This is a genomic window from Streptomyces sp. HUAS 31, assembly GCF_028198125.1.
Taxonomy (GTDB): domain Bacteria; phylum Actinomycetota; class Actinomycetes; order Streptomycetales; family Streptomycetaceae; genus Streptomyces; species Streptomyces chartreusis.
Map to the genome: position 1 here is coordinate 3,090,561 of NZ_CP116353.1, position 25,118 is coordinate 3,115,678.

A 25,118-nucleotide genomic window follows, 5' to 3' on the forward strand; every position below is an offset into this window, starting at 1 on the left:
TCCGACGGGTGTGCGGCGGATTCCGGTCCGGGAAACCGGAGTTGACGCCTCGTACGGAACGTTTCTTCGCGAAAGAGACGTGCGTGGTGGGGCGGGTGGGACTCGAACCCACGGCCGACGGATTATGAGTCCGCTGCTCTAACCGGCTGAGCTACCGCCCCATAGCGGCGTGTCGCGTACAAGTGTGCGCGCCGTCTGCCGCAGCATAGCCGCTCATACGATCTCCTGCTTCGTATGGTCGACTTCGCATGCCCTGAAGGACTCCGCTCCGACCTGCACGGTTCCCGCCGCAGGTGATCAAGCATGAAAAAGGACCCCCAAGGGGGTCCTCGTTCAGCGTGCTCCCCCGACTGGACTCGAACCAGTAACCTGCCGGTTAACAGCCGGCTGCTCTGCCAATTGAGCTACGGAGGACCGAGCTCCCCGGACTGGACTCGAACCAGTAACCTGCCGGTTAACAGCCGGCTGCTCTGCCAATTGAGCTACCGAGGAAGGTCTCGTTTTGCATCGAACGCACCTACCTGGGTATTCGCCAGGGGGCGTGCGCTCGCTGCGACACATACATTAGCGCAAGCAGGGGGGTGCTCCGCCAATCGGTTCCCCCCGGCACCGACGCCGCACCAGGGACCTACTCAAGGGAAGGGTGGCAGCCATGCGCTACCGGCTCACGTTCGTCATCGGAGTAGCCGTCGGTTACGTCCTCGGGACACGCGCCGGACGCGAGCGCTACGAGCAGCTGAAGAAGACCGCCCGGGACATCTCCCAGAACCCCGCGGTGCGCAACACCGCGGAGTCGGCGGCGCAGCAGGGCCGGGTGTTCGCGGGCAAGGCGTACCACACGGTCAGCGAGAAGGTCGGCGACCGGGTCCCGGAAACAGTGGCCCAACGAGTCCGCTCCCTACGGGAGCGCAGCGCCCACAACGGAGGCGCGGAGGACGACTGGGGCACCAGCAACACATGACAGCACCTCTTGGGCGCCGGGTACAGCAGCCCACTCAGGGGCTCGGGGAACTGCGCGACCGGCCCCCCACGCACCTGCACCCGAAAGCCGCCACGAACCCCCACGACGCCCACGGCCCAAGCAAGCGCAGCGCTACGGCACAATTTGGGCCATGGGGATAGTCGCCGGGCTGGACAGTTCGCCCGATTTCACGCGCATCGTCGTCTGCGACACGGACACAGGCGCCGTGCTCAGGCAGGGGTACGCCCCGCACCCGGGGGAGTCGCCGGAGGGCGGCGCGCGTCCCTCCGACGTCGACCCGCAGGCCTGGCTGCTCTCACTCGGTGAGGCGGCCACCGGCGGGCTGCTCGAAGGTGTGCAGGCCATCGGCGTGTCGGCGCAGCAGAACGCGCTGGTCCCGCTCGACGCGCAGGGCAACACCGTGCGCCCCGCGATGGTCGGCGGCGACAAGCGCGCCCAGGTCGCGGCGGCGGATCTGATCGACGCGCTGGGCGGGCGCGGGGCCTGGGCGCAGGCGGTGGGCTGTGTGCCGCAGGCCGCGCAGCCGGTGACCAAGCTGCGCTGGCTCGCCAAGACCGAGCCGGAGAACGCCGCGCGCACCGCCGTACTCATGCAGGCGCACGACTGGCTGGTGTGGCAGCTTCTGGGCCGGCCCGTGAGAAGGACCACAGACCGGGGCGGCGCCTCCGGCACCGGCTACTGGTCGGCCGCGGCCGGCGGCTACCGCACCGATCTCGTCGAGCTGGCGCTCGGCCACCAGGCCATGCTGCCCGAGGTGATCGGGCCGGCGGAGGCGGCCGGTACGACTCCGGAGGGGCTGCTGATCTCCGCGGGGACGGGCGAGACCATGGCCGCCGCCTTCGGGCTCGGCATCGGGCTCGGCGACGCCGTCGTGTCGCTCGGCGCGTCCGGTTCCGTGATGGCCGTGCACCCCGAGGCGCTCGTCGACAGCTCCGGGATGATCACCTCCCTGGCCGACGCGACCGGCATGCACCTCCCGGTCGTCACCACACTCAACGCCGTGCGCACCCTGCGCGGCACCGCCGAACTCCTCGGCGTGCCGGACCTGGAGGGCCTGTCGGACCTGGCGATGAAGTCGACGCCGGGCTCCCACGGCCTGGTGTTCCTGCCCTACCTGGAGGGTGAGCGGACGCCGAACCTGCCGCACACCGCGGGCACGCTCGCGGGGCTGCGGCGGGAGTCGATGAAGCCGGAGCATCTGGCGCGGGCCGCGTTCGAGGGCATGCTGTGCGGGCTCGCGGACGCGCTCGACGTGCTGCGCGGCCGGGGTGTCGAGGTGCGGCGGGTCTTCCTGCTCGGCGCGGTGGCCGAGCTGCCGGCCGTGCAGGCGGCGGCGCCCGCGCTGTTCGGGACGCAGGTCGTCGTACCGCAGCCCGCGGACTACGCGGCGCGAGGGGCCGCCCGGCAGGCCGCGTGGGCGCTCGGCGCGTCGCAGGGCTCGCTCGACCCGCGCACCCCGCCCATCTGGCAGGGCGCGGCGGCGCAGGTCCTGGAACCCGGCGAGGAACTGGCGGTGGGCCAGGCGGTGCGCCAGCAGTTCGTGTCGGTGCGCGAGCAGACCCATCCCGGGGCGTTCCGGTCGTAGCGGCCGGGGCGTTTCGGTCGTGGCGAGACGGGCGCTGTGGATCTTCGGAAGGTAAGAGAGAGGTAGGAACCGGACCCGGAAGGCCGTATGAGGGGGCGCTGACGGCTTAATCGGTTGAGGTAACGCCGCTGGAGTGTTCGACGATAGGGGCCAGGGGCAACCAAAGGCCGCCCCGTCGCCGACTCCGAGAGAAGCAGCGTGCTCATACGACTTCTGCGGACCCACCTCAGTCCGTACCGAAAACCCATCGCCTTGCTGGTGCTGCTGCAGTTCCTGCAGACCTGCGCCACTCTCTACCTGCCCACGCTGAACGCGGACATCATCGACAAGGGTGTCGTCAACGGCGACACCGGCTACATCCTGAGCTACGGCGCCCTGATGATCGGCATCTCGCTGGCGCAGGTCGTGTGCAACATCGGTGCCGTCTACTACGGCGCCCGCACCGCCTCGGCGCTCGGCCGGGACGTACGGGCCGCCGTCTTCGACCGGGTGCAGTCCTTCTCGGCGCGTGAGCTCGGCCACTTCGGCGCGCCGTCGCTGATCACCCGGACGACCAATGACGTCCAGCAGGTGCAGATGCTGGCGCTGATGACGTTCACGCTGATGGTGTCGGCGCCCATCATGTGCGTCGGCGGGATCGTGCTGGCGCTCGGCCTGGACGTGCCGCTGTCCGCGGTGCTGGTCGCCGTGGTGCCCACCCTCGGCATCAGCGTGACCCTGATCGTGCGTCGGCTGCGGCCGCTGTTCCGGACCATGCAGGTGCGCCTGGACACGGTGAACCGGGTGCTGCGCGAGCAGATCACCGGCAACCGGGTGATCCGCGCGTTCGTGCGCGACGAGTACGAGCAGAGCCGGTTCCAGAAGGCCAACGCCGGGCTGACCGACATGGCGCTGGGCACCGGCAACCTGCTCGCGCTGATGTTCCCGATCGTCATGACGGTGGTGAACCTGTCGTCCATCGCGGTGGTGTGGTTCGGCGCCCACCGCATCGACTCGGGCGGCATGCAGATCGGTGACCTGACGGCGTTCCTCGCCTATCTGATGCAGATCGTGATGTCCGTGATGATGGCCACCTTCATGTTCATGATGGTGCCGCGCGCGGAGGTGTGCGCCGAGCGCATCCAGGAGGTCCTGGACACCTCCTCCAGCGTGGTGCCGCCGACCGCGCCGGTGCGGGAGCTGCGCCGGCACGGTCATCTGGAGATCCAGGGCGGCGGGTTCCGCTACCCGGGTGCCGAGGAGCCGGTGCTGAAGTCGATCGACCTGGTCGCGCGGCCGGGTGAGACGACGGCCGTGATCGGCTCGACGGGCAGCGGCAAGTCGACCCTGCTGGGGCTGGTCCCCCGGCTGTTCGACGCTACCGACGGCCGGGTGCTGGTGGACGGGGAGGACGTGGCGAGGATCGACCCGCAGCTCCTCGCGAAGACCGTCGGCCTGGTGCCGCAGAAGCCGTACCTGTTCGCCGGGACGGTGGCGACCAACCTCCGCTACGGCAATCCGGAGGCGACGGACGAGGAGCTGTGGCACGCGCTGGAGGTGGCGCAGGCCAAGGAGTTCGTGGAGCGTCTGGAGGGCGGGCTGAACGCGCCCGTAGCCCAGGGCGGCACGAACGTCTCGGGCGGTCAGCGGCAGCGGCTCGCGATCGCGCGCACGCTGGTGCAGCGCCCGGAGATCTATCTCTTCGACGACTCCTTCTCCGCCCTCGACTACGCCACCGACGCCGCCCTGCGCGCCGCGCTCCAGCGTGAGACGTCCGAGGCGACCGTCGTCATCGTCGCGCAGCGGGTGGCGACCATCCGGGACGCGGACCGGATCGTGGTGCTGGACGAGGGCCGGGTCGTCGGCACGGGCCGGCACCACGAACTCATGGCGGACAACGAGACGTACCGGGAGATCGTGCTCTCCCAGCTGACGGAAGCGGAGGCCGCCTGATGGCCGGGCCCATGGGACGGATGATGGCCGGCGGCGGGCCCGATCAGCGGTCGCTGGACTTCAAGGTGTCGGGCCGGCGGCTGATCGCGCGGTTCAAGCCCGAGCGGATCACCATCTACGTGCTGCTGTTCTGCGTGGTGGTGAGCGTGGGCCTGTCGGTCGCGGGGCCGAAGATCCTCGGTGAGGCCACCGACCTGGTCTTCGCGGGCATCGTCGGGCGCCAGTTCAAGTCCGGGATGACCAAGGAACAGGTCCTCGCGGCCATGCGGGAGCGCGGCGACGACCAGATCGCCGACATGCTGCGCAGCACCGACTTCACGCCCGGCCAGGGCATCGACTTCGGGGCCGTGGGGAACGTCCTGCTGTTCGCGCTGGCCGTGTTCACGGTCGCCGGTCTGCTGATGGCGGTGGCGACGCGGCTGGTGAACCGGGCCGTGAACCGCACGATGTACCGGATGCGGGAGGACGTCCAGACGAAGCTGTCGCGGCTGCCGCTGTCGTACTTCGACAAGCGTCAGCGCGGTGAGGTGCTGTCGCGGGCGACCAACGACATCGACAACATCGGGCAGACTCTCCAGCAGTCGATGGGGCAGCTGATCAACTCGGTGCTGACCATCATCGGTGTGCTGGCGATGATGTTCTGGGTGTCGTGGCTGCTGGCGCTGGTCGCGCTGGTGACCGTGCCGTTGTCGTTCTTCGTCGCCACGCGCGTGGGCAAGCGGTCGCAGCCGCACTTCGTGCAGCAGTGGCGTACGACCGGCAAGCTCAACGCGCACGTGGAGGAGATGTACACCGGGCACACCCTGGTGAAGGTGTTCGGGCGGCAGGAGGAGTCGGCCAGGCAGTTCGCCGAGCAGAACGACGCACTGTACGAGGCCGGGTTCAAGGCACAGTTCAACAGCGGTGTCATGCAGCCGCTGATGCTGTTCGTGTCGAACCTGAACTACGTCCTGGTCGCCGTGGTCGGCGGACTGCGGGTCGCCTCGGGTTCGCTGTCGATCGGTGACGTGCAGGCGTTCATCCAGTACTCGCGGCAGTTCTCGATGCCGCTGACGCAGGTGGCGTCGATGGCGAACCTCGTGCAGTCCGGTGTCGCCTCGGCCGAGCGGGTCTTCGAGCTCCTCGACGCGGAGGAGCAGCAGGCGGATCCGGTGCCGGGCGTGCGGCCGGAGGAGCTGCGGGGCCGGGTGGCGCTGGAGGGCGTGTCCTTCCGGTACGACCCGGAGAAGCCGCTGATCGAGGACCTGTCGCTGAAGGTGGAACCCGGGCACACGGTCGCGATCGTGGGGCCGACGGGTGCCGGCAAGACGACCCTGGTCAACCTGCTGATGCGCTTCTACGACGTGTCGTCCGGGCGCATCACCCTCGACGGCGTGGACATCGCCCGGATGTCGCGGGACGAGCTGCGCGCCGGGATCGGGATGGTGCTCCAGGACACCTGGCTGTTCGGCGGCACCATCGCCGAGAACATCGCCTACGGGGCGTCCAGGGAGGTCACTCGCGGCGAGATCGAGGAGGCCGCGCGGGCCGCCCACGCCGACCGGTTCATCCGTACGCTGCCCGACGGGTACGACACGGTGATCGACGACGAGGGGTCGGGGGTCAGCGCGGGCGAGAAGCAGCTGATCACCATCGCGCGGGCGTTCCTGTCCGACCCGGTGATCCTGGTGCTGGACGAGGCGACGTCCTCGGTCGACACCCGTACCGAGGTGCTGATCCAGAAGGCGATGGCGAAGCTGGCGCACGGGCGTACGTCGTTCGTGATCGCGCACCGGCTGTCGACGATTCGGGACGCGGACACGATCCTGGTGATGGAGGACGGTTCGATCGTGGAACAGGGTGCGCACGGGGAGCTGTTGGCGGCCGACGGCTCGTATGCGCGGTTGTACAAGGCGCAGTTCGCGCAGGCGGTGGCGGAGGTGGACTGAGTCGCGGTTCGGGGGTACCACAAGGGGTCGTGGGGCGGCTGCGGGTCGGTTGTGGCCGGTCGCGCAGTTCCCCGCGCCCCTGGGTACGTGAACCGAACGCTCCTCAGTCCAGATAGCCCCTCAGCTGGTCCGCGAAGGCGTGGTCGCGGAGCTTGTTGAGGGTCTTGGACTCGATCTGGCGGATGCGTTCCCGTGTCACGCCGAAGATGCGGCCTATCTCCTCCAGCGTGCGGGGGCGGCCGTCCGCGAGGCCGTAGCGCAGCTGTACGACCTTGCGTTCGCGCTCGCCCAGAGTCGACAGCACCGCCTCCAGGTGCTCCCTGAGCAGCAGGAACGCCGCCGACTCCACCGGCGACGTCGCGTCGCCGTCCTCGATCAGGTCGCCGAGGGCGACATCGTCCTCCTCACCCACGGGCGCGTGCAGCGACACCGGTTCCTGGGCGAGGCGCAGGACCTCGCTGACCCGCTCGGGCGCCAGGTCGAGGTGGTCGGCGACCTCTTCCGGCGTCGGTTCGTAGCCGCGCTCCTGGAGCATGCGGCGCTGGACGCGGACGACCCGGTTGATCAGCTCGACGACGTGGACCGGCACCCGGATGGTGCGGGCCTGGTCGGCGAGGGCACGGGACATGGCCTGGCGGATCCACCAGGTGGCGTACGTCGAGAACTTGTAGCCGCGGGCGTAGTCGAACTTCTCGACGGCCCGGATCAGCCCGAGGTTGCCCTCCTGGACCAGGTCGAGCATGGTCAGGCCGCGGCCGACGTACCGCTTGGCGACCGATACCACGAGCCGCAGGTTCGCCTCGATGAGGCGCCGCTTGGCCATCCGGCCCATGACGACCAGACGGTCCAGGTCGAGTGCGAGCCGGCCGTCCAGACCGGGGGTGCCGAGCTTCTCCTCGGCGAACAGGCCGGCCTCGACGCGACGGGCGAGTTCGACCTCCTCGGCAGCGGTGAGCAGCGGGATCCGGCCGATCTCCCGCAGGTACTGGCGGAAGAGGTCCGAGGAGGGACCGCTGTTGTCGGCGCGGGCCCGGGCCGGCAGCGGCGTCTCGACCGGCTCGGCGGTGTCAGCGGTGTCCAGCACCTCGGCCGGCGGCTCCGCCGGTTCGGGCGCGGTATCGGGTTCCGCCTCGGGGTGGTGCGCGACACGGTTCTGCGGCGGCACCGCGACGAGAACGTCGGTCTCCGCGTCAGCGGCCTTGCCGTCCGTACCGGTGTCGGTCTGGATGAGGGTCTGGGTCTGCACGGGGGCGACCTCCAGGATGATCGCTGCCGATGCGTACGGCAGCGCTGCTTCGAGGGCGGAGTCGGCGGCCTCGCCGCTGTCCGTCCCGTACGCGATGAGCGGAACCGCGGGGGTGTGGGACCCGTGGGGGACGGATCGGCCGCGCTCCGAGGACTCAGGCACCGGAACCCAGTGTGGAGTACGACACATCGCCGCCACGAGGGGCGTGCGGTGACTTTTTGCAATCGGGCCGTGACCGCGCGGTTATCCCTGCGGCCGGGGAACCGGGGAACGGTCAGAGCGCCGCGGCGCCGTGTCCGCGCAATGCCTGGTCGTACTGCTGCAGCACCCACAGCTCGTTCTGCACGGAGGCCAGTTGGGCCGGGTCGCCGCCCGCGCCGAGCCGGGTGAGCTGACTCTGTACGTCACGCACACGGCGCTCCACGGCGCGGCGGCGGACGGTGACGAGCTGTTCGCCGGCGTAGTTCTCGTCGACGGTCCTGCGCATGATCGCCTCGACGGCCAGCTCGGTGACCATCGCGCGGACCTGGTCGTCGGGGGCCGCGTCACGGACCCGGACCAGGTACTCCTGCGCGTCCTGGAGGCCGTACTCCGCGCCGCCCGCGTCCATGATCGCCTGGCGTACGGCGGCGTAGGGGGCGGCGGTGAACTCGTCGATGCCGTACGCGTCGAACGCCGGGGAGACCAACTCGGGGCGCTGGAGGGCGAGTTTGAGCAGCTCGCGTTCGGTGGCGTAGACGGGGTTGCGCAGGGTCAGGGCGGGGCCGGAGGTGCGGGGCGCGGGCGCGGCGTCGTACTGCTGCTGCCCGCGGGACGTGGGTGCCTGTCCCCTGCCGCCCCGGTCGCGCGCCCACCGGGCCAGCTGGGCCACCCGCTTGACGACGAACTGGGTGTCCAGGATGCCGAGCATGCCCGCGAGCTGGACGGCGACCTCGTGCTGGGCGCCGCTGTTCTTGATGCGGGCGACGATCGGGGCGGCCTCGTCCAGGGCGGCGGCGCGGCCTCCCGGGGTGTCGAGGTCGTAGCGGACGACGATCTGGCGCAGCGCGAACTCGAACAGCGGGGTGCGCGGTTCGACCAGGTCGGAGACGGCCTCGTCGCCCTTGGCGAGGCGCAGTTCGCAGGGGTCCATGCCGTCGGGCGCGATGGCGATGTAGGTCTCCGCCGCGAACTTCTGGTCGTCCTCGAAGGCGCGCAGGGCCGCCTTCTGGCCGGCCGCGTCGCCGTCGAAGGTGAAGATGACCCGGGCCGAGCCGTTGTCCATCAGCAGCCGGCGCAGGATCTTGATGTGGTCGCCGCCGAAGGCGGTGCCGCAGGTCGCGATGGCCGTGGTGACGCCGGCCAGGTGGCAGGCCATGACGTCGGTGTAGCCCTCGACGACGACCGCGCGGCTCGCCTTCGCGATGTCCTTCTTCGCGAGGTCGATGCCGTAGAGGACGTGGGACTTCTTGTAGATCGCCGTCTCGGGAGTGTTGAGGTACTTCGGGCCGTTGTCCGCCTCGTACAGCTTGCGGGCGCCGAAGCCGACGACGTCGCCGCCGATGTCGCGGATCGGCCACATGAGGCGGCCCCGGAAGCGGTCGATGGGGCCGCGGCGGCCCTCCTGCGACAGCCCGGACAGCAGGAGCTCCTTGTCGGTGAAGCCCTTGCCGCGCAGATAGCGGGTGAGGTGGTCCCAGCCCTGGGGGCTGTAGCCGACGGAGAAGTGCTGGGCGGCGGCCTGGTCGAAGCCGCGCTCGGCGAGGAACTGCCGGCCGGTGTCGGCCTCCGGACCGGCTGCGAGCTGCTCCATGTACCAGTCGGCGGCGATCTTGTGGGCCTCGACCAGGCGGATGCGTTCGCCGCGCTGGTGGGAGGGGTTGTAGCCGCCCTCCTCGTAGCGCAGGGTGATGCCGGCCTGGGCGGCGAGCCGCTCGACGGCCTCCGAGAAGGTGAGGTGGTCGACCTTCATCACGAACGTGATGGTGTCGCCGCCCTCCTGGCAGCCGAAGCAGTGGAAGAACCCCTTGCTGGGGCTGACCTGGAAGGAGGGCGACTTCTCATCATGGAAGGGGCACAGCCCCTTGAGGTTCCCGCCGCCCGCGTTGCGCAGTTGGAGGTACTCGGACACCACGGCGTCGATCGGGACCGCGTCCCGTACCGCTTTCACGTCCTCGTCGTTGATCCGTCCTGCCACAGGGTGATTCTACGGGGCAGGACTGACACTCCTGAGGTGAGCTGCTCACCCCCGGCCGGGGGTCCGGGGGTTGTCCCCCGGGAATTGCAGCACGGGGGCGCACTGACACCTACGGTGCGAGGTTTTCGAGCGGAATGTGCGGATCCGCCAGACTCTCGGCGTTCACCTGCGTCTTCGAGCGGATCAGCTGCTGGATCGGCTCTGTGACGTCCCACACGTTCACGTTCATCCCGGCGAGCACCCGGCCGTCCTTCATCCAGAACGCGATGAACTCCCGCTTCCCTGCGTCGCCGCGGATCACCACTTCGTCGTACGACCCCGGGGGCGCCCAGCCGGAGTACTCCATGCCCAGGTCGTACTGGTCGGAGAAGAAGTAGGGCACGCGGTCGTAGGTGACGTCCCGCTCCAGCATCGCCCGGGCCGCCACCGGGCCGCCGTTGAGCGCGTTGGCCCAGTGCTCCACCCGCAGCCGGGTGTCGAACAGGGCGTGCGGGAAGGACGCCACGTCGCCGGCGGCGTAGATGTCGGGGTCAGAGGTGCGCAGCCGCTCGTCGACGACGACGCCCCGGCCGTGGGCGCGGTCGGCGATCTCCAGCCCGGCCGCCTCCGCGAGGCCGATGCGGGGGGCCGCGCCGATCGCGGCGAGGACGCCGTGCGCGGGGTGCTCCTCGCCGTCGTCGGTGCGCGCGGCCAGCACCATGCCGTCCTGGCCGACGATCTCCGTCAGCCGCCGGCCGAAGTGGAACCGCACGCCGCGCTCCCGGTGCAGCTCGGCGAAGAGGCCGCCCAGCTCGGGGCCGAGGACGCCGTGCAGCGGAGTCGGCTCGGGCTCGATGACGGTGACCTCGGCGCCGTACTCACGGGCCGCCGCGGCGACCTCCAGGCCGATCCAGCCGGCGCCGGCGATCACGATGTGGCCGTTGTCCCGGCCGAGGGAGGCGAGGACGCCCTTGAGGCGCTCGGCGTGCGCGAGGCGGCGCAGGTGGTGCACGCCGGCCAGGTCGGTGCCCGGGATGTCGAGGCGGCGCGGCTCGGCACCGGTGGCCAGCAGGAGCTTGTCGTAGTGGACGACGGTGCCGTCCTCGCCGAACCGCACCGTCTTCGCCGTACGGTCGATCGCGTCGACGGTCTGGCCGAGGTGCAGCTCGATGTCGTTGCGCGCGTACCAGGCGGGTTCGTGCACGAAGACGCTGTCGCGCTCCTCCTTGCCGAGGAGGTAGCCCTTGGACAGCGGCGGCCGCTCGTACGGGTGGTCGCGCTCGTCGCAGATCAGTATCACCCGCCCGGTGAAGCCCTCGGCCCGGAGCGTCTCGGCCGCCTTGGCGCCGGCGAGCCCTCCTCCGACGATGACGAATGTCTGATCCGCGTCGACCACTTGATGCCTCCTCGTAAGGGTGCCGCCACATGAGCGTCCCGCACGCAGCGTGATGCGGGAAGAGGGGGTGACCCGATCAGGCCACGCAGGGTCACTTTCGAGTGCCCGTTCGCCCCCGGTGTCTCACCCGTCGCACGGGGGTGACGGCATCGGCGCTCACGCCCGCTGGGTGAGCCGCCCGTGCAGGGCGCGCGCCGAGGCGTCCGTGAGGGACCCGATCTGGTCGACGATCACGCGCTTGCGGGCGCGATCGTCGCCGGCCGCGTCGAACAGGGCCCGGAACTGCGGGTCGAGTCCCTCGGGCGCGCGGGCGGTGAGCGCCTCGGCCAGTTCGGCGACGACGATCCGCTGGTCGGCACGGAGCCGCTCCTGCTCGGCGCGCTGCATGACGTACCGGTCGGCGACGGCCTTGAGGACCGCGCACTCCAGGCGGGTCGGGCGGGGTACGACGAGTTCGGCGCCGTAGCGGGTGAGCCGGCCGTCGCCGTGGGCGGCGCGGGTGGCGGTCTCGGCGGCCAGGCAGAAGCGGCCGATGAGCTGGCTGGTGGCGTCCTTCAGCCGGGCCTGGGCGACGGCCGAGCCGTCGTAGCCGTGCGGCCACCAGGGGGCGTCCTGGAGCCGGTCGAGGGCGGCGGCGAGTTCCGCGGGGTCGGTGTCCTCGGGGACGTAGCGGCCGATGGCCACCGCGAAGACCTCGCGGCGTTCGGGTTCGGCGTGCAGGCAGTTGGGGTCGATGTGGCCGGCGTGCAGGCCGTCCTCGACGTCGTGCACGGAGTACGCCACGTCGTCGGACCAGTCCATGACCTGGGCCTCGAAGGTGGTGCGGGTACCGGGGGCGTCCTTGCGGACCCAGTCGAAGACGGGCCTGTCGTCGTCGTAGACGCCGAACTTCGGGGATCCCGGGTCGGTGGGGTGGGCGCCGCGGGGCCAGGGGTACTTGGTGGCGGCGTCGAGGGTGGCGCGGGTGAGGTTGAGGCCGACGGAGCCCTCCGGGGTGAACCGCTTGGGCTCGATGCGGGTGAGCAGGCGCAGGGACTGGGCGTTGCCCTCGAAGCCGCCGCAGTCCTCGGCGAACTCGTTCAGTGCGACTTCGCCGTTGTGGCCGAAGGGTGGGTGGCCGAGGTCGTGGGAGAGGCAGGCGGCCTCCACGAGGTCGGGGTCGCAGCCGAGGGCCGCGCCGAGTTCGCGGCCGACCTGGGCGCACTCCAGGGAGTGGGTCAGGCGGGTTCGGGGGCTGGGGTCCCATGCGTTGCTGTGGGTTCCCGGTGTCACGACCTGGGTTTTGCCGGCGAGCCTTCTCAGCGCGGCGGAATGCAGGATTCGGGCGCGGTCCCGTTGGAAGGCGGTCCGGCCGGGGCGCTTGTCCGGTTCGGGGGCCCAGCGTTCGAGTGACTGCAGGTCGTACGGCATGACTCGACAGTACGGGCAGGGGGTGACAAACGGAGTGCGGCTTTGCGTCCGCCGGGTGCGCCTTCGCGTCTGCCGGGTGCGCCTTCGTGTCTGCCGGGTGCTGTTGAGTCGGCGGGTGCGGGTCGTCGGTGGCTGGTCGCGCAGTTCCCCGCGCCCCTGGGTTGGACACCTCCCCCGGCGTCCTAGGCGGTCGCCAGTTCCGCTGTCGTCGTCACCGGCGTCGCCGCCGTCCGGTCGTAGCGGTGCAGGAGCAGTCTCGCCATCGCCGGGTGGGTGCCCAGCGGCGCCGACGCAATCCAGGGGGCCTTCTCCGCGCACTCCGTCGCGAAGCGGCCGGGGGCCGTGAAGTAGGAGGCGACGGCCACCCTTGTGCGGCCCCTTGCCGCCAAGGCGGCCAGTGCGTCCGGGACCGTCGGAGCCGCCGTCGTGGCGTAGGCCGGGACGACCGGGACGCCGAGGCGGTCGGCCAGGAGCCGGGCCGTGCGGGATGTGTCGACCTTGGACTCGGGATCGCGGGAACCCGCCGCCGCCAGGATCACCGCGCTCTCGCCGCGCGTGGCCTCGTCCATGCGGGTGCGCCAGCCGGCCTCCACCAGGCGGGCCGTGAGGGCCTCCACCAGCAGGGGGTGCGGGCCGAGCGCGCCGGCCACGCGTGCGCGTACCGACGACTCGGCGGCCATCTCGGGGATGTCCCGCTTGATGTGGTAGCCGCGGCTGAGGAGGAGCGGGACGAGGATCGCCCGGCGGTCGCCGAGGGCGGCGAGGGTGTCGGGGAGCAGGGGCTCGTTCAGCTCGATGTGGCCGAGGTGGACCGGCAGGCCGGGGCGCAGCACGCGGACCTGGTCGAGGAGCGCGCGGACGGTACTCAGGGCGCGCGGGTCGCGGCTGCCGTGGGCCACGACGACGAGCGCGGGCGGCCGGGGGCGCCGGCTCCCGTCGCGCGAGACGAGGCTGAGCTGGCTGGCGAGCTGGCTGCTGATCCGGTTCATGAGGTGCGCCGTACTGTCGAGGTGGGCCGTCGTGGACTCGTCGTGAAGGTGGTTCGACGCCGTCATGAACCGATGGTGGCGGCGGGACGTTGCCGCCCCGTTTCGCAGGAATAACGGGTTCTTACACCGGGTTCACGGCGCGGTACCCGGGCGGTGTGAGGTGGCATGACCTGCGGTTTCACCGGCCGACGTGAAGCTGCTCACGCCGTGCGGAGTGAACCGCGGCGGCCGGGCGGGCGTCCCTGAAGGTCGAGGACAGGCCGTGTGCCGACCGGGGAGGGACCGTCCGATGCGCCGACCGAAGCTGGGCCGACCGAGACTTCCGCGCACCCGTGCCGGGCAGCGGCGGCTGGTGCAGGCCGTGATGGCGGGATGCGTGCTGGGGCTGCTCCCCGCCACCTGGATGTACGTCGTCGCCGGCGACCGCCTGCGCACCACGGCGGACGTGCCGCGCACCGACGTGGCCGTCGTCTTCGGGGCCGGGCTGTGGGACGGCGAGCCCTCCCCCTATCTCGCCCACCGGCTGGACGCGGCGGCCGAGTTGTACCGCGCGGGGCGGATCAAGGTGGTCCTGGTCACCGGTGACAACAGCCGCGAGGACTACGACGAGCCCGACGCCATGCGCGCGTACCTGACCGGGCACGGGGTGCCCGACGCGCACATCGTCAGCGACTACGCGGGCTTCGACACCTGGGACTCCTGCGTCCGGGCCAGGAAGATCTTCGGCGTGCGCGAGGCGGTGCTGATCAGCCAGGGCTTCCACATCCGGCGGGCGGTCGCGCTGTGCGAGGAGGCCGGGGTGACGTCGTACGGCGTCGGCGTGCCGGACAAGCACGACATGACCTGGTACTACGGCGGCACCCGGGAGATCCTCGCGGCCGGCAAGGCCGCCCTGGACGCCGTCTTCGAGCCCGACCCCCACTTCCTCGGGCGCAAGGAGCCGGGGGTCGCCAACGCGCTGGCCGAGCGACGGTAGCGGCGCCCGGAACGGACGGCCCACGCTCTCGCGCGCAGGTTTTGACGCGCGCACGCCAGCCGACCGTGTGAATGACCCTGCCGAGAGCTTTCCGTAGTCGTTCAACTACTCATAGTGTCCGCGTCAGTTGCGGTGGTGGATCGGACCGCCGCCGCGTCTGGGGGAAAGGACACCTGATGACTCGTCTTCGCTCTCTGTTCGCCACGGCCGCGGCGGCGGTGCTGATCGCCGGCACCGCAGCGGCGGGAACCGCGTCCGCGGCCGACGCCGGACAGCCGAGGGAGCCGGGCTGCGCCAAGCTCTGGGGCTACGGTCCCGGCTGGGCGGACATCTACAACGAGTGCGGGTACACCATCTTCGCCAGCGTCGAGGTCGACGGTTTTGACCCGACGTGCATCCAGATCGGCCCGGGTGCGATCGGGACGATCGGCCTGGAGCCCGGCGACGTCCCGTACTACGCGTACGTGTGCTGATCCAGGGCGTCCTCTGACCAAGGACGGCCCCTGAACGGGCGGGAGCGGGGCATCGGCCCGGCTCCCGCCCTCCTTCATGTCCGGACCCGCCGGGCGCCTCACGACGGCGTCGCGGCGGCGGGGAGGGCACCGTCCCGGCCGCGTAACAGGGGGCCGTCGCGGGCGTAACACGCCGGAAGCACGCTGAAGGGCATGCAGAACTCCGCGACGCCCACCCACTGCCCGTACTGCGCCCTGCAGTGCGGAATGAACCTCACGCCCCAGCAGGACGGGGGTGTCGCGGTGGTCGAGCGCCCGGACTTCCCGGTCAACCGGGGAGCGCTGTGCGGCAAGGGCCGTACGGCTGCCGCGGTGCTGGCTCCGGGCGTCCGTCTGACCTCGCCGCTGGTGCGGTCGGGCGGCACGCTCGTGCCGGCCACGTGGGACGAGGCGCTGGACCGCGTCGCGCAGGGCCTGCACCGCACGCGTACGGAACATGGCCCGGACGCGTGCGGTGTCTTCGGCGGGGGCGGCCTGACGAACGAGAAGGCGTACAGCCTCGGCAAGTTCGCGCGGATCGTGCTCGGCACCTCGCAGATCGACTACAACGGCCGCTTCTGCATGTCGTCGGCGGCCGCGGCCGGGATGAAGGCGTTCGGCCTGGACCGGGGGCTGCCGTTCCCACTGGAGGACATCCCGAGGACCGGCTGCGTCATCCTCGTCGGCTCCAACCCCGCGGAGACGATGCCGCCCTCGCTGCGCTACTTCACCGAGCTGCGGGAGAACGGCGGCACACTGATCGTCGTCGACCCGCGCCGCACGAGGACCGCCGAGCAGGCCGATCTGCACCTGGCCCCGCGCCCCGGCACCGACCTCGCGCTCGCCCTCGGCCTGCTGCACCTGGTCGTCGCCGAGGGGCGGGTGGACGAGGAGTACGTCCAGGAGCGCACGGCCGGCTGGGAGGACGCGCGGGCCGCCGCGATGGCGCACTGGCCGGAGTACGTGGAGCGGATCACGGGGGTGCCCGTGCCGCAGCTCCGGGAGGCCGTAGGGATGTTCTGCGAGCCGGAGCACGCCATGGTGCTGACCGCACGCGGACCCGAGCAGCAGTCCAAGGGCACCGACACCGTGGGCGCCTGGATCAACCTGTGCCTGGCGACGGGGCGGGCGGGCCGGCCGCTGTCCGGATACGGCTGCCTGACCGGGCAGGGCAACGGGCAGGGCGGGCGCGAACACGGCCAGAAGGCCGACCAGTTGCCCGGCTACCGCAAGCTGGACGACCCGGCGGCGCGGCGGCATGTCGCCGAGGTGTGGGGCGTGGACCCGGACAGCCTGCCCGGCCCGGGGCGCAGCGCCTACGAACTGCTGGACGCACTCGGCACCGACATCAAGTCCCTGCTGCTGATGGGCTCCAACCCGGTGGTGTCGGCACCGCGGGCCGCGCACATCGAGGAGCGCATCAAGTCCCTCGACTTCCTCGCCGTGTGCGACGTCGTGCTGTCGGAGACGGCGGAGCTCGCGGACGTCGTCCTGCCGGTGACGCAGTGGGCGGAGGAGACGGGCACGACGACCAACCTGGAGGGCCGGGTCCTGCTGCGCCGCCGCGCGATCACCCCGCCGGAGGGGGTCCGCAGCGACCTGGAGATCATGCACGAGCTCGCGGCGCGGCTGAGCGGGGAACGGGCGCTGGAGAAGGGCTTCCCGACCGACGCCGAGGAGGTCTTCGAGGAGCTGAGGCGGGCGAGCGCGGGCGGGCCGGCCGACTATTCGGGGATCACGTACCGGAGGCTGGCGGAGGAGAACGGGGTGTTCTGGCCGTGTCCGGCGGTGACGGGGGCGGCCGACGACGCGGGCGACTCCGAGGACGCCTCGCTGGACGCCGGGCCCGACGACCCCGCGCAGGACCACGACGCCGACACGGCACCGCACCCCGGCACGCCCCGTCTCTTCCTCGACCGCTTCGCCACACCCGACGGACGCGCGAGGTTCGCGCCCGTCTCGCACCGGGCGGCCGCCGAGGAACCCGACGACGAGTACCCGGTCCTGCTCACCACCGGGCGGGTCGTGGCCCAGTACCAGTCCGGCGCCCAGACCCGCCGCGTCGACGAACTGAACAATGCGGCGCCGGGCCCCTTCGTGGAGCTCCACCCCCGGCTGGCGGCCCGGCTCGGAGCGGCCGACGGCGACCCGTTGGCCGTGATCTCACGCCGGGGCCGCGCGGTGGCCCCCGCCCGCATCACGACCGCCATCCGCCCCGACACGGTCTTCATGCCCTTCCACTGGCCGGGCGAGGGCCGCGCCAACACCCTGACCAACCCGGCACTGGACCCGACATCCCGAATGCCGGAATTCAAGACGTGCGCGGTAAGGGTGGAGCCGGTCGAGTCTTAACGCCCCGCTCAGCGCCGTCCCCAGTCCCCGCTCGCGATCGGCGCGCCCCGGGCCCGCAGCCGGGCCGCGACAGCCGGGGCGGCCACGTACACCCATGCCCGTACGGCGGTTCCGTCGGTCTCGCGGAGCACCTGGCGGGCGACGCGCTCGTAGAGGCTCCGTGGGTCTCCCGGGGTGTACTCCTCCAGCAGGTCAAGGGCGGTCAGCAGCGCCGGGTACTCCTCGGGGCGAGCGGTGACCAGATCGCCGTGCACGACGCCGCCCACCTCCTCGACGACGTACGGATAACCCGGCCCGTCGTACAGCACCGCCCCCTCCATCCGCGCCGGCTCCTCCGCGCGCACGCGCCCCCGCAGGAACAGGTCGTGGTTGGGCTCACCGGGCCGCAGGGTGCCGTAGACGAAGAACGGGAGTCGAGGAGAGAGGGTCACGGAAACGATTCTCTCCTCTCACACACCTCCACGTATTCACCCTGGCCACAGCCTGTTCACGCCCCCTTGAATCTGGGTCAGCTCCCGAGCATCCGCCCAGTTCAAGGAGACCGATGAGCCGAATACGGCCGCACATCCGACGTTCCCGACTGGCCACCGCGGGCACCGCGGTCGCCGTCGCCGGCCTGCTGGCCGCCGTCCTCACCCCCACCGCCGGCGCGGACGAACCGCCCAGCAGGGCCGACGCCGTGGAGAACGCGGCCTCGGTCCTCTCCGAGGTCGCGGGGAGCCTGGGCCTGACGGCCGCACAGGACACCCGCGTCCGGGACGTGGTGGTGGACTCGGACGGCGCACAGCATGTCCGCTACGACCGGACGTATCACCGACTCCCCGTTATCGGGGGCGACTTCGTCGTGCATCTGAAGAAGGACGGCACGTACCGCGGCGCCTCCCGCGCCGTCGCGCGCCCCATCTCCCTGAAGAGCGTGTCGCCCGAGGTCTCCGGGCCCCGGGCCGCCGACCTCGCCGCGACCGCCCTGCGCGCCGTGAACGTCGGCGAGACGCTCAAGAAGCTCACGTCCAGGCCCGAGCTGGTGGTCGACGCCCTGCACGGCGCCCCGAAGCTGGCCTGGCGGACCGACGCGGTCGCGCAGGACTCCCTCGGCAACCCGGTCGCCCGGACCGTGCTGACCGACGCCGGCACGGGCAGGCAGATCGACGCGTGGGACAGCATCGAGACGGCGTCCGGTGACGGCAAGTCGCTGTACGCGGGCACGGTGCCGCTGCAGACGACGGCGTCGGGGTCGTCGTACCAGCTCAAGGACGCCACGCGCGGCGGCACTTACACGGGTGACGCGGCGAACAAGACCGACCTGTGCGTCCTGACGATCTGCCTCAACCGTGCTCCCGCGACGGTCTTCACCGACGCCGACAACCACTGGGGCACCGGCAGCACGGCCGACCGCTCTTCGGCGGCGGTGGACGCGCAGTACGGCACGGACGCGACGTGGGACTACTACCGGGACGTCCACGGCCGCAACGGCATCGCGGGCGACGGCAAGGGCTCGTTCAACCGTGTGCACTACGGCAACGCCTACAACAACGCGTTCTGGGACGACAGTTGCTTCTGCATGACGTACGGCGACGGTGACGGCACCCAGCTCGGTCCGCTGGTGTCGCTGGACGTCGCGGGGCACGAGATGTCGCACGGCGTGACGTCGAAGACGGCGGCGCTGACGTACTCGGGCGAGTCCGGCGGGCTGAACGAGGCGACATCCGACATCTTCGGGTCGCTGGTGGAGTTCCACGCGGACAACTCCTCGGACCCCGGGGACTATCTGATCGGCGAGAAGATCGTCCGGTCGGGGCTCGGGCGCGATGCCCTGCGGTACATGGACAAGCCGTCGAAGGACGGGGTCTCGGTGGACTGCTGGAGCACGTCGACCGCGCAGCTGGACGTGCACTACTCGTCGGGGGTCGGCAACCACTTCGCGTATCTGCTGGCCGAGGGCAGCGGGGCGAAGACGATCAACGGGGTGAGTTACAACTCCCCCACCTGTGACGGGTCTTCGGTGAGCGGGATCGGGCGGGACAAGCTCGGGAAGATCTGGTACCGGGCGCTGACCGTCTACATGACGTCCTCGACGAAGTACGCGGGGGCGCGGACCGCGACGCTCAGCGCGGCCAAGGATCTGTACGGCGCCGGAAGTGCGGAGGAGCGTGCGGTCGCTGCGGCTTGGAGCGCGGTGAACGTGGGCTGACGTTCGGGGCAGGAGGTGGGGGTGAGCCGCGTGGCCGGGTGCCGGTCGTAAATGGCTGGTCGCGCAGTTCCCCGCGCCCCTAGGTTGGCACGGTCCCGCCCAGCCAGGATGGAGCCGTATGTCGTCCGGTCGTGAGTCGTCCGTCGTGAAGATGCGCGCCGATGAGCTGGACATCGACGCGGCGCTGGTCGCCCGGCTCGTCGCGGAGCAGTTCCCGGAGTGGGGCGGGCTGGCGGTGCGGCGGGTCCGTTCCGCCGGGACCGACAACGCGATGTACCGGCTGGGCGACGACATGGTCGTACGGCTGCCGCGGCTGCCCGGCGGGGCCAGGCAGGTCGACACCGAGCACCGCTGGCTGCCGCGCCTGGCGCCGCGTCTTCCGCTGGCCGTCCCGGTACCGCTGGCGAAGGGCGCGCCGGGCGCCGGCTACGCACTGCCGTGGGGTGTGTACCGCTGGCTCGACGGCGAGAACGCCCACGACGCGCCGCTGACCGAACTGGCGGACGCGGCCGAGCGGTTGGGCCGGTTCGTGGCGGCGCTGCGGAAGGTGGACGCGGCCGGCGGTCCGCCGTCCTGGCGGGGCGGACCGGTGGGCGAGAACGACGCCCACGTCCGCACCGCGATCCGCGACCTGGGCGCCGCCGGCACGCTGGACGCCCCGGCGGCGACCGCGGTCTGGGAGGACGCCCTCCGTCTCCCGCAGTGGGACGACGCCCCCGTCTGGCTCCACGGCGACCTCCTCCCGGGCAACCTGCTGACCTCCGCCGGCCGGCTCGCCGCCGTCATCGACTTCGGCGGCCTCGGGGTCGGCGACCCGGCGGCCGACACCATCGCCGCGTGGGCCGTCTTCGACGCCGAGGCCCGCGAGGTGTTCCGTGCGGCGGCCGACGTCGACGAGGCGACCTGGGCCCGCGGCCGGGGGTGGGCGCTGTGCTTCGGCCTGATGGCGGAGCACTACTACGGCGACACCTGCGGAAACGGCACGAATCCGGTGCTGGCGTCCGTGGGGCGGCGGACGGTCGCGGAGGTACTGGCGGAGGCGCACCCGGGCCACGTGTCCTGCTGATTCCGTCACCCGTTCACACCCCGGCGCCCCGCCCAACCGATTCTCTTTCACGCCGCCCTCGTCCCGCCCCGGTGACCTGCTGAAACGGTGCCGTACGCGGGTCCGTCCGCTCCCTCGGAGCGCCCGGCAACCCCTCTTTCGGCGTGTCTCGGGGAGCGCGCTCGCCGTGCCGGGCCTTTCCTCGGAAGGGCAGGGCTCGGCCGACGGCGGCACATGGGGGTGTCGCGGGCCGTCGGTCCGTTGCGCTCGGAGGAGCATCGATGCGTCGTACCGCCCGTCTGCTGACCGGGACCGCGCTGGCCGTCGGCGCCCTGGCGACCCTCGTCGCACCGGCGTACGGCACCGACTCGGACGGCCTGGAGCTGCGCCCGGCCTCGGTCGATCCGGGCGAGCAGGTCACGGTGGACACGACCGCGTGCCGGGACGGCGGCGCGGCGGGCGACGCCAGCGCGGTCGGCGCCGGTTCGTTCACGCTGGCGCCGCGGGAGCGGGCGGCGAGCGGACGGTTCCGGGTGCCGCCGAGCGCGCAGCCGGGGACGTACGAGATCGTCGCGACCTGCGCCAACGGCGGCAAGCGGATCGCGGGCGACCTGGTGGTCACGCTGACGCCGGCGAGCGGGCAGCAGGCTCATCCGAGAGGAAGTGTGAAGACGGGGGTCGGCGGTGCTCTTGACCGCGACCCCGTGCAGACCGCGGCCGGCGTGGCGGCTCTCGCCGTCGCCGCCGCGGGCGGTACCTGGCTCCTGCATCGCCGGGCGAGAGGCGACGGGATCTGACGGACACCCTCCGCTGTCCGTCCGCCGGTACCGCACGTCCCCTCCCCCTCCGGGTCCGACGCCCCTCGCGGCCCGGAGGGGGAACGGGTGGTCCGAGGAGAGTCACGGGAGGCTCGCGTGCGCAGTCGAAGGAGCGTCGGTGACGCCGCGATAGCCGCCGCCACCGTCCTCGCCGTGTGCTGCGGGGCCTGGCTGCTGCACAGCGGCGGCGAGACGCACGCCCCGCCGCAGCCGTCGCCGGCGCAGGCCGGGGCCGCCCCGCCGGACACCGGGAGCGGCGGCCCGCGCACCGGCCCGCGCGACCCGCTGCACGCCGCCGCGCTCGCACTGGCGCCCTCCCCGCCCGACCGCATACGCATACCGTCGATCCGCGTCGACGCCGCCCTCATGGGCCTCGGCCTGACGCGGAACGGCAGCCTCGACGTCCCGCCCGCCGGCCGGGAGAACCTCGCCGGCTGGTACGAGGCCGGCACCACGCCCGGTGAGACGGGCACCGCGATCGTCGCCGGCCATGTCGACGACGCCGACGGGCCCGCGGTCTTCTACCGCCTCGGCGCCCTGCGCAGGGGCAGCACGATCGAGGTGGCCCGCCGCGACGGCGGCACGGCCGTGTTCTCCGTCGACGCCGTCGAGGTGTACGACGCGAAGGGCTTCCCGGACGAGAAGGTGTACGGCGCCGCGGCCCGCCCCGAACTGCGCGTGATCACCTGCGGCGGTGGCTACTCACGGACGACCGGCTACCGGGGCAACGTCGTCGTGTTCGCGCATCTGACCGGCAGCCGCTGACCGCTCCTCGCGCGGACCCAGGATGTTCTCCCGGCCCCATGCCCCGAGCGGGGCCAGCGCCGCGTTGAGCGAGACGCCCAGCGGCGTGAGGGAGTACTCGACGCGCGGCGGCACCTCGTCGTATGCCTCCCGGTGCACGATGCCGTCGGCCTCCAGCTCCCGCAGCTGGGCCGCGAGCACCTTCTCGGTCACTCCCGCGAGCTCCCGGCGCAGCTCCCCGAAGCGGCACGGACGTTCGTTCAGCGCCCACAGGACGAGCACCTTCCACTTGCCGCCCACCACGTCCATCGCCGCGTCGATCCCGCAGACGTACGCCCCCGGCCGCCGTCCGACCGCCATGCCGCCCCTCCCCTGCCTGGCCCCTTTCCCACAGGTAACCGCCCACTCGGAAGTACGTACTTGAGCGGGCCGTTCCCCTGCGACGAGCCTAAACGCCATGACTGACAACCCCGTTGCCTCCCGAACCCCCCTGTCCCTCCTCGGCACCGGTGCGATGGGCACCGCCCTGGCCCGTTCCTGGCTCGCCGCCGGCCATCCGGTCACCGTCTGGAACCGCACCCCGGCCCGTGCCGCGCACCTCGCCGCCGAGGGCGCGGCCGTCGCCGCGAGTGCCGTGGAGGCGGTGGCCGCGAACCGGCTGGTCGTGCTCTGTCTGCTCGACGACGCCTCGGTCGGCGACGCCCTGGACGGCGTCGACCTGTCCGGCCGTGACCTGGTGAACCTCACCACCGGGACGCCCGCCCAGGGCCGCGCCCGTGCCGCCTGGGCGCAGTCGCGCGGTGCCCGTTTCCTGGACGCCGGGATCATGGCCGTACCGCCGATGATCGGGGATGCGCGGTCCGGGGCGTATGTCCTCTACAGCGGCTCGTCCGGCCTGTTCGAGGAGCACGGCGCCGCCCTCGCCGTCCCGGCGGGCACCCGCTACGTCGGCTCGGACCCGGGGTTCGCGGCGCTGCACGACGTGGCGTTGCTGAGCGCGATGAGCGGCATGTTCGCCGGCGTCCTGCACGCCTTCGCGCTGATCCGCCGGGAGGACGTCGCCCCGAAGGACTTCGCGCCGCTGCTGGTGTCGTGGCTCGGCGCCATGGCCCCCGCCGCCCACAAGGCGGCCGAGCAACTCGGGAGCGGCGACTACGGCAAGGACGTCGTCTCCAACCTCGCGATGCAGGTCGCGGGCAACGCCACGCTGCTGGCCACGGCCGAGGAGCAGGGTGTGAGCCCGGAGCTGCTGACGCCGTACATGGCGCTGATGGAGCGGTGGCTGGCCGAGGGGCACGGCGACGAGGACACCACCGGCGCGGTCGAACTGCTCGATGTGCGGCGGGCGGAAGGTGGCCCCGTCTAGGCCAGCCACTGCTCGTACGCGAGCTTCACCACGAGGGAGAAGACCACCGTCAGCAGGACGACCCGGACGAACCCGCTGCCCTTCTTCAGGGCCGTGTGAGCTCCCAGGGTGCCACCGGCGAGGTTGAACACGGCCATCACCGCGGCCAGTTGCCACAGGACGGTGCCCTGCCAGGCGAAGGTGGCGAGCGCGCCGGCGTTGGTGCAGCAGTTGACGATCTTCGCGGTCGCGGAGGCGGTGACGAGGTCGAGGTGGAGCACGGCGGTGAGGGCGAGGACCAGGAACGTCCCGGTGCCGGGGCCGATCAGGCCGTCGTAGAAGCCGATGCCCAGGCCCGCGAGGCCGATCGCCGCGAGGATCCGGCGGGGGGAGGCAGGGCCGGTCGCCGGGGCGGTGCCGAAGGCGGGCCGCAGGATCACGAAGGCGGCCACGCCCAGCAGCACCACCATGATCACGGGCTTGAGCACCTCGGTGCTCATCCCGGCCGCGAAGAAGGCGCCCCCGGAGGAGCCCGCGAGCGCGGCGAGGCCGATGCGCACGGCGAGGCGTACGTCCACCGGCGCCTTGCGGGCGTACGTCACCGCGGCCCCGGTCGTGCCGACGATGGCGACCGCCTTGTTGGTGCCGAGCGCGTAGGCGGCCGGGGTGCTCGCCGGGAGGCCGAGCAGCAGGGCGGGGAGCAGCAGCAGTCCGCCGCCGCCGACCACGGCGTCGATCCAGCCGGCCGCGAGGGCCGCGAGGCACAGGACGACGACCGTGGTCAGGGATATGTCGGGCATGATCGCGACCCTAGGCAGGGGATGCGTGTGCCGTCCATGTACCTGAGGAGCATCTGAGGTTCCCGGCCGGCCGCGCCCCCGTCACGCGCGCGTGCCCTCCAGGTATCTGAGCACCGCCAGCACCCGGCGGTGCCCGGTCTCCGACGGCGGGAGGTCGAGCTTGGTGAAGATGTTGGCGATGTGCTTCTCCACGGCCCGTTCGGAGACCGTCAGCGCGGTCGCGACGGCGTGGTTCGTCCGGCCCTCGGCCATCAGGGCGAGCACCTCGCGCTCGCGGGGCGTGAGCGCGTCCAGGGCCGTGGCGCGCCGGCTCGCGCCGAAGAGCTGGGCGACGACCTCCGGGTCCAGCGCGGTGCCGCCGGCCGCGACCCGCTCCAGCGCGCCCACGAACTCCCCGATGTCGACGACCCGTTCCTTGAGCAGATAGCCGAACCCGGCGGGGTCGCTGAGCAGCCGGGCGGCGTGCGCGGTCTCGACGTACTGCGAGAACAGCAGGACCCCGAGGCCGGGGTGCTCGTGCCGCAGCCGCAGCGCCGCGCGTACGCCCTCGTCGCTCTGGGTGGGCGGCAGCCTGATGTCGACGACGGCGACGTCGGGGGCGTGTTCGGCGACGGCGGTCAGGAGCGCCTCCGCGTCGGAGACCGCGGCGGCGACCTCGACGTCCCTGAGCTGGAGGAGTTGCACGAGCCCGTCGCGCAGGATGGCGGAGTCCTCGGCGATGACGACGCGCATG

General features: G+C 71.9%; 21 protein-coding genes and 3 tRNA genes. 12 read left to right on the forward strand and 12 right to left on the reverse strand.

Annotated elements, in window-relative coordinates:
- Nucleotides 1-84 precede the first annotated feature (84 nt).
- The 3 genes from PGH47_RS13610 to PGH47_RS13620 all read right to left on the reverse strand — a co-directional run bounded on the left by PGH47_RS13610 (nt 85) and on the right by PGH47_RS13620 (nt 492).
- Nucleotides 85-161 (reverse strand) — tRNA-Ile (locus PGH47_RS13610).
- A gap of 180 nt (nt 162-341) precedes the next feature.
- A tRNA-Asn gene (locus PGH47_RS13615) sits at nt 342-414 on the reverse strand.
- Nucleotides 415-419: 5 nt separating this feature from the next.
- Nucleotides 420-492: transfer RNA gene (locus PGH47_RS13620), tRNA-Asn, on the reverse strand.
- Nucleotides 493-652: 160 nt separating this feature from the next.
- Between PGH47_RS13620 and PGH47_RS13625 the strand changes: the two genes are divergently transcribed.
- From PGH47_RS13625 to PGH47_RS13640, 4 genes are all read left to right on the forward strand, one after another.
- Nucleotides 653-961: a YtxH domain-containing protein gene (locus PGH47_RS13625; protein WP_125525786.1), complete on the forward strand. Its 309-nt coding sequence runs from the start codon at nt 653-655 to the stop codon at nt 959-961.
- A 151-nt stretch (nt 962-1,112) separates the two neighbouring features.
- Complete coding sequence (locus tag PGH47_RS13630; protein ID WP_271663654.1) at nt 1,113-2,567, forward strand: FGGY family carbohydrate kinase; 1,455 nt, start codon at nt 1,113-1,115, stop codon at nt 2,565-2,567.
- A gap of 198 nt (nt 2,568-2,765) precedes the next feature.
- Entirely contained in the window at nt 2,766-4,499 is a 1,734-nt protein-coding gene (locus tag PGH47_RS13635) for an ABC transporter ATP-binding protein (RefSeq protein ID WP_271663655.1), read from the forward strand.
- Nucleotides 4,499-6,427: an ABC transporter ATP-binding protein gene (locus PGH47_RS13640; RefSeq protein ID WP_271663656.1), complete on the forward strand. Its 1,929-nt coding sequence runs from the start codon at nt 4,499-4,501 to the stop codon at nt 6,425-6,427. The genes PGH47_RS13635 and PGH47_RS13640 overlap by 1 nt, the downstream gene beginning before the upstream one ends.
- Nucleotides 6,428-6,530: 103 nt before the next feature.
- On the opposite strand, the gene PGH47_RS13645 is transcribed toward PGH47_RS13640, so the two are convergent.
- From PGH47_RS13645 to PGH47_RS13665, 5 genes are all read right to left on the reverse strand, one after another.
- A complete protein-coding gene (locus PGH47_RS13645; protein ID WP_271663657.1) occupies nt 6,531-7,835 on the reverse strand; it encodes an RNA polymerase sigma factor in 1,305 nt (434 codons plus the stop codon).
- Between the two features lie 112 nt (nt 7,836-7,947).
- Nucleotides 7,948-9,849, reverse strand: coding sequence for a DNA primase (gene dnaG, locus PGH47_RS13650; RefSeq protein ID WP_107906703.1), 1,902 nt, complete (start codon nt 9,847-9,849; stop codon nt 7,948-7,950).
- 109 nt (nt 9,850-9,958) lie between these two features.
- Nucleotides 9,959-11,224 (reverse strand): NAD(P)/FAD-dependent oxidoreductase, encoded by a 1,266-nt coding sequence (locus PGH47_RS13655; RefSeq protein WP_271663658.1) that lies wholly within the window; start codon nt 11,222-11,224, stop codon nt 9,959-9,961.
- Nucleotides 11,225-11,380: 156 nt separating this feature from the next.
- Entirely contained in the window at nt 11,381-12,634 is a 1,254-nt protein-coding gene (locus tag PGH47_RS13660; protein WP_271663659.1) for a deoxyguanosinetriphosphate triphosphohydrolase, read from the reverse strand.
- 182 nt (nt 12,635-12,816) lie between these two features.
- Nucleotides 12,817-13,689 (reverse strand): sirohydrochlorin chelatase, encoded by an 873-nt coding sequence (locus PGH47_RS13665; protein WP_271663660.1) that lies wholly within the window; start codon nt 13,687-13,689, stop codon nt 12,817-12,819.
- A gap of 223 nt (nt 13,690-13,912) precedes the next feature.
- On the opposite strand from PGH47_RS13665, the gene PGH47_RS13670 reads away from it, so the two are divergent.
- The 3 genes from PGH47_RS13670 (at nt 13,913) to PGH47_RS13680 (ending at nt 17,442) form a co-directional block, all read left to right on the forward strand.
- Nucleotides 13,913-14,599 carry a SanA/YdcF family protein gene (locus PGH47_RS13670; RefSeq protein WP_271663661.1) on the forward strand — a complete coding sequence of 229 codons (687 nt, stop codon included), beginning with the start codon at nt 13,913-13,915 and terminating at the stop codon, nt 14,597-14,599.
- 176 nt (nt 14,600-14,775) lie between these two features.
- Complete coding sequence (locus tag PGH47_RS13675; RefSeq protein ID WP_271663662.1) at nt 14,776-15,072, forward strand: hypothetical protein; 297 nt, start codon at nt 14,776-14,778, stop codon at nt 15,070-15,072.
- A 192-nt stretch (nt 15,073-15,264) separates the two neighbouring features.
- Entirely contained in the window at nt 15,265-17,442 is a 2,178-nt protein-coding gene (locus tag PGH47_RS13680) for a molybdopterin oxidoreductase family protein (RefSeq protein WP_271663663.1), read from the forward strand.
- An 8-nt stretch (nt 17,443-17,450) separates the two neighbouring features.
- Here the strand turns inward: PGH47_RS13680 and PGH47_RS13685 are convergent, their stop codons facing one another.
- Nucleotides 17,451-17,873, reverse strand: coding sequence for a gamma-glutamylcyclotransferase family protein (locus tag PGH47_RS13685; RefSeq protein ID WP_271663664.1), 423 nt, complete (start codon nt 17,871-17,873; stop codon nt 17,451-17,453).
- 113 nt (nt 17,874-17,986) lie between these two features.
- Between PGH47_RS13685 and PGH47_RS13690 the strand changes: the two genes are divergently transcribed.
- The 4 genes from PGH47_RS13690 to PGH47_RS13705 all read left to right on the forward strand — a co-directional run bounded on the left by PGH47_RS13690 (nt 17,987) and on the right by PGH47_RS13705 (nt 22,261).
- Complete coding sequence (locus tag PGH47_RS13690) at nt 17,987-19,633, forward strand: M4 family metallopeptidase (protein WP_271663665.1); 1,647 nt, start codon at nt 17,987-17,989, stop codon at nt 19,631-19,633.
- A 118-nt stretch (nt 19,634-19,751) separates the two neighbouring features.
- On the forward strand, nt 19,752-20,699 hold the full coding sequence (locus PGH47_RS13695) for an aminoglycoside phosphotransferase family protein (protein WP_271663666.1): 948 nt from the start codon (nt 19,752-19,754) through the stop codon (nt 20,697-20,699).
- A gap of 260 nt (nt 20,700-20,959) precedes the next feature.
- Nucleotides 20,960-21,475 (forward strand): hypothetical protein, encoded by a 516-nt coding sequence (locus PGH47_RS13700; RefSeq protein ID WP_271663667.1) that lies wholly within the window; start codon nt 20,960-20,962, stop codon nt 21,473-21,475.
- A 117-nt stretch (nt 21,476-21,592) separates the two neighbouring features.
- Nucleotides 21,593-22,261: a class F sortase gene (locus tag PGH47_RS13705; RefSeq protein ID WP_271663668.1), complete on the forward strand. Its 669-nt coding sequence runs from the start codon at nt 21,593-21,595 to the stop codon at nt 22,259-22,261.
- Here PGH47_RS13705 and PGH47_RS13710 read toward each other — a convergent pair.
- The gene (locus PGH47_RS13710; RefSeq protein ID WP_271663669.1) at nt 22,199-22,600 is read right to left on the reverse strand and encodes a winged helix-turn-helix transcriptional regulator; all 402 of its coding nucleotides are present in this window, start codon (nt 22,598-22,600) and stop codon (nt 22,199-22,201) included. The genes PGH47_RS13705 and PGH47_RS13710 overlap by 63 nt on opposite strands.
- Before the next feature lie 97 nt (nt 22,601-22,697).
- On the opposite strand from PGH47_RS13710, the gene PGH47_RS13715 reads away from it, so the two are divergent.
- Entirely contained in the window at nt 22,698-23,606 is a 909-nt protein-coding gene (locus tag PGH47_RS13715; protein WP_271663670.1) for an NAD(P)-dependent oxidoreductase, read from the forward strand.
- Here PGH47_RS13715 and PGH47_RS13720 read toward each other — a convergent pair.
- Complete coding sequence (locus tag PGH47_RS13720; protein WP_030959978.1) at nt 23,603-24,385, reverse strand: sulfite exporter TauE/SafE family protein; 783 nt, start codon at nt 24,383-24,385, stop codon at nt 23,603-23,605. The genes PGH47_RS13715 and PGH47_RS13720 overlap by 4 nt on opposite strands.
- Before the next feature lie 81 nt (nt 24,386-24,466).
- Nucleotides 24,467-25,117 carry a LuxR C-terminal-related transcriptional regulator gene (locus PGH47_RS13725; RefSeq protein WP_271663671.1) on the reverse strand — a complete coding sequence of 217 codons (651 nt, stop codon included), beginning with the start codon at nt 25,115-25,117 and terminating at the stop codon, nt 24,467-24,469.
- Nucleotide 25,118: the final 1 nt, after the last annotated feature.

Coding starts and splice junctions, on each gene's coding strand:
- PGH47_RS13625 (WP_125525786.1), top strand. CDS start 653: ATGCGCTACCGGCTCACGTTCGTCATCGGAGTAGCCGTCGGTTACGTC.
- PGH47_RS13630 (WP_271663654.1), top strand. CDS start 1,113: ATGGGGATAGTCGCCGGGCTGGACAGTTCGCCCGATTTCACGCGCATC.
- PGH47_RS13640 (WP_271663656.1), top strand. CDS start 4,499: ATGGCCGGGCCCATGGGACGGATGATGGCCGGCGGCGGGCCCGATCAG.
- PGH47_RS13660 (WP_271663659.1), bottom strand. CDS start 12,634: ATGCCGTACGACCTGCAGTCACTCGAACGCTGGGCCCCCGAACCGGAC.
- PGH47_RS13665 (WP_271663660.1), bottom strand. CDS start 13,689: ATGACGGCGTCGAACCACCTTCACGACGAGTCCACGACGGCCCACCTC.
- PGH47_RS13670 (WP_271663661.1), top strand. CDS start 13,913: ATGCGCCGACCGAAGCTGGGCCGACCGAGACTTCCGCGCACCCGTGCC.
- PGH47_RS13675 (WP_271663662.1), top strand. CDS start 14,776: ATGACTCGTCTTCGCTCTCTGTTCGCCACGGCCGCGGCGGCGGTGCTG.
- PGH47_RS13680 (WP_271663663.1), top strand. CDS start 15,265: ATGCAGAACTCCGCGACGCCCACCCACTGCCCGTACTGCGCCCTGCAG.
- PGH47_RS13690 (WP_271663665.1), top strand. CDS start 17,987: ATGAGCCGAATACGGCCGCACATCCGACGTTCCCGACTGGCCACCGCG.
- PGH47_RS13695 (WP_271663666.1), top strand. CDS start 19,752: ATGTCGTCCGGTCGTGAGTCGTCCGTCGTGAAGATGCGCGCCGATGAG.
- PGH47_RS13700 (WP_271663667.1), top strand. CDS start 20,960: ATGCGTCGTACCGCCCGTCTGCTGACCGGGACCGCGCTGGCCGTCGGC.
- PGH47_RS13710 (WP_271663669.1), bottom strand. CDS start 22,600: ATGGCGGTCGGACGGCGGCCGGGGGCGTACGTCTGCGGGATCGACGCG.
- PGH47_RS13715 (WP_271663670.1), top strand. CDS start 22,698: ATGACTGACAACCCCGTTGCCTCCCGAACCCCCCTGTCCCTCCTCGGC.
- PGH47_RS13720 (WP_030959978.1), bottom strand. CDS start 24,385: ATGCCCGACATATCCCTGACCACGGTCGTCGTCCTGTGCCTCGCGGCC.
- PGH47_RS13725 (WP_271663671.1), bottom strand. CDS start 25,117: ATGCGCGTCGTCATCGCCGAGGACTCCGCCATCCTGCGCGACGGGCTC.